This window comes from Chitinophaga sp. (genome assembly GCF_036566945.1).
Lineage (GTDB): Bacteria > Bacteroidota > Bacteroidia > Chitinophagales > Chitinophagaceae > Chitinophaga.
Genome location: NZ_DATCVJ010000002.1, coordinates 1 through 3,698, shown reverse-complemented (window position 1 = coordinate 3,698; position 3,698 = coordinate 1). Strand labels below are relative to the sequence as shown.

Below are 3,698 nucleotides of genomic sequence, written 5' to 3'. Positions count from 1 at the left end.
CTGAAAAGAATCAACCCTTTTTCAAGACAAAATGACGACACCGGATTCGGCGTTAATGCGAACGGCTACGGAGGCCGTTTTATCAATCGTGACGGGAGCTTTAACATACGTCGGGAAGGGCGTTCCTTTATGCATCGTTTTAATATTTATCATGCATTACTGAACGTACCTGCCTGGCAGTTTGGCGTGGTTATTCTCCTTTTTTATTTTTCTATTAACCTCCTGTATTCCGGCATTTACTGGTGGCTTGGTGCAGGACAATTCCAGGGTATTATAGGGCAAACCACCTGGGACCGGTTTAAGGAAATATTTTTCTTTAGCACAGAAACCTTTACTACGGTGGGATACGGCAGGGTAAACCCGATTGGAGATGGGGTGAACATGGTAGCAGCAATTGAAGCCATGACTGGCTTCCTCTCATTTGCGGTGGCTACAGGTCTTATTTATGGCCGGTTTTCAAAACCGCGGGCACACCTGCTGTTTAGCGATGAAGCACTCGTTGCGCCTTATCAGGATAAAACAGCCCTCATGTTCCGCTTTGCTTCCTACAAGGAAAATCATACCCTCACCAATGTAGAAGTACTGGTAACCCTGGGTTTGCAGGTGCAGGAAAATGGCAATGCAGTGTATAAATTTTATACCCTGCCATTGGAAAGAAGGATGGTGGAAACCTTGTCGATGAACTGGACCGTGGTGCATCCGATCGACGACAACAGCCCCTTGCTCGGATTTTCCGCGCAGGATATGGAAACGGCAGACGTGGAATTGTATGTAACGGTAAGAGGCTTTAACGATGTATACGCCAATACCGTGATCCAGCGCACGTCTTATACGTACCAGGAAATCCTGTATAACCGGAAATTTATACCTATGTACCGGGAAAGCGATAATGGAAAAACAACCATTCTGGAGTTACATCATTTGAGCAAAACGAAGGAAATAGAAGTGCAGGTAGAAGCGTGAGAAAGTGCAGCTGCTATGCTGTTGAAAGCATAGCAGCTGCGCAAAATTTTATGACTTACGGGAAATCAGTAATAATCCTAAGTAAGTAAAGAATCCGTTGAGGATTAATAATTCCAATCCTATCTGGAACTTGCCGAAGAGCAGAGATTGATTCAGATCTACCAGTAAACAAAGCAGGGGAGCGGCTACACATACAATCGGTACCAGTACATCGTTTACCTTACGTTTGGATAGCATACCAAAAGCAAATAATCCCAGTAACGGGCCATATGTATAGGTGGCCACTTTCAGAATAACGCCAATCATACTCTGGTTATTCACCCACTCAAATATCATTACAAAAAGCAGGAAAATAAATGCCATCATCAGGTGGATACGCTGACGGTATTTTTTCTTCTGTTCTTCTGTCCAGTCGGTTCTCGTTTGCATGTTCAGGATGTCGATGCAGAGAGAGGAAGTCAGCGCCGTCATGGCACCATCTGCGCTGGGGAACAGCGCGGAGATCAGCGCAATAATAAAGATCACGGAAATCACGGGCGGCATATGATGCAATGCCAGCTCCGGGAATAATTTATCTCCCGTAACAGTTACCTGCTGCTGGGCACCATATAAGTGAAGCAGACCTCCCAGGAAAAGAAACAGCCCTATTACGATCACCATAATAAAGGCCAGCGAGACCATATTTTTTTTCGAATCTTTTAATGTTTTTACAGAGATGTTTTTCTGCATCATCTCCTGATCCAGACCGGTCATGGTAATGGTAATGAAAGCACCCGCCACAATCTGTTTAAGGAAAAAGAGTTTGCTATCCGGATCGGTATTGAAGATGGTGGTCAGTCCCCGTTCATGCATCGCCGTTAGACTTTCCCCCAGGTTCAGGTGCATGGTATGCAGCATATATCCTACGCAAATCACCAGTCCTGCCAGCATGCAGGTGGTTTGTAACGTGTCTGTGTACACAATGGTTTTAACACCGCCCTCATAGGTATACAGCAAAATCATGAATAAGATGATCAGCGTGGTAAGCCAGAAAGGAACTCCGAAACTGGAGAGAATAGCATCCTGTAATATTCTTACCACCAGGTACAATCGGGCAGTGGCGCCGAGGGTACGGGACAGAATAAAGAAGGAAGCCCCGGTTTTGTAGGAATGGTTACCAAAACGACTATTCAGATAATTATAGATAGAAGTGAGTTGCAGCCGGTAATAGAGAGGTATCAGCACATAGGCAATTGTAATATAGCCTATAAAATACCCAAGGGTGATCTGCATATAGGAAAAGGCATCTTTTCCTACCGCTCCGGGTACACTTACAAAAGTAACGCCGCTGAGAGAAGTGCCGATCATGCCAAAGGCCACCAGCATCCAGTTACTGTTGCGATTACCGATAAAAAAGGAGTCATTGTTGGAATTACGACCCGTATACCATGCTACTACCAATAAAATAACGAAGTAGGCAACGACGAATGAGAATAATAAACCTGGCGACATAAATCAAATTTGATCAAGATACTACTTTCCGGCAAAGAGGCAAAGATAATGATCTTACTGGCCGGTCCCGAAGGCAAATTAAGCCGTAAACAAATACTTGACAAAGGCAAATAATTAATTTGCTTTTGTCAAGTATTTATTTACTTTTGTCTGGAAAACAATGATCTATGGCCAACGAATCTCCCATCGTCAGCGATATCCGCAGTTTTAACCGCTTTTATACCGGGATGATAGGATTGCTCAATCAGCATATCCTGGAAAGTAACTTATCGCTGTCTGAAGTAAGGGTAATATATGAAATAGGGCATCGGAATAAATGCACCGCCGGGGAGTTAATCAATATTTTAAAGATCGATGGCGGTTATCTCAGCCGCATGTTGAAGAAGTTCGAAAAAAACGGATGGCTCAACAGGCAGCAGTCTACCGCCGACGGACGTACGTTTTTTCTGCACCTCAGTGCGGCAGGTAAAAAACTGCTGGCAGGACTGGATGAAAAGTCCACCGGCGAAATTCATCGCTTAACCGCCCCCTTATCTGAAAAACAACAGCTACAGATGGCCGGTGCCATGAAATCTATCCAACAGATTTTGTCGGCCCCCGAAGAAACGCCCGTTTCGGATATCCATATCCGTTATAACCTCCTGCCGGGAGATGTGGGGTATCTTATTTATCTGCATGGACAACTATATGCGAAAGAATCGGGGTATAACCTGGAGTTCGAAGCCTATGTATGCAAAACATTCTATGAGTTTCTGCCTACGTATAATCCCGCCAAGGACCGCATTTTCCTGGCAATTGCAGATAACCAGATAGTGGGATCTGTTGCCATCCTGGGATCTTCCCGTCACCTGGCGCAGCTCCGTTGGTTCCTCATTCACCCGGACTATCGGGGCAGGGGACTGGGCAAAAAATTATTACAGGAAGCCATCGTTTTTTGCAGAGAGAAGGATTATCAGAAAGTATACCTGATGACAACCAGCATGCAGGAAACTGCTATTGCGCTTTATAAAAAGGCAGGCTTCCGCAAAACAGGTGAAAAATACCTGCAGTTATGGGGACAACAGCTGTATGAACAGCGGTATGATATGGAATTAGCTGTTAGCCCTTAGCTGTTAGCTTTTAGCTGTTAGCTTTTAGTTTTAAGCGTATGGATAATGCGGTTGGCTATTAGTTTTTAGCTAAAAAGACCTGAATTTTTGGATAATAATGCAGGCTAACAGCTAACAGCTAAAAGCTAACAGCTA

The 3,698-nt window shown here is 44.5% G+C and carries 3 protein-coding genes; 2 read left to right on the top strand and 1 reads right to left on the bottom strand.

Features of this window, described 5'->3' with window-relative positions; translation table 11 throughout:
• Positions 1-963, top strand: a 963-nt coding sequence (locus VIP81_RS00030) for an ion channel (protein WP_331956423.1), incomplete at its 5' end; no start/stop codon positions are given.
• Positions 964-1,011: 48 nt separating this feature from the next.
• Here the strand turns inward: VIP81_RS00030 and VIP81_RS00025 are convergent.
• Positions 1,012-2,454: a sodium:solute symporter gene (locus VIP81_RS00025; RefSeq protein ID WP_331956422.1), complete on the bottom strand. Its 1,443-nt coding sequence runs from the start codon at positions 2,452-2,454 to the stop codon at positions 1,012-1,014.
• 167 nt (positions 2,455-2,621) lie between these two features.
• Here VIP81_RS00025 and VIP81_RS00020 point away from each other — a divergent pair, with 167 nt between their 5' ends.
• Positions 2,622-3,563, top strand: a complete 942-nt coding sequence (locus tag VIP81_RS00020) for a bifunctional helix-turn-helix transcriptional regulator/GNAT family N-acetyltransferase (RefSeq protein ID WP_331956421.1) — start codon at positions 2,622-2,624, stop codon at positions 3,561-3,563.
• Positions 3,564-3,698 lie beyond the last annotated feature (135 nt).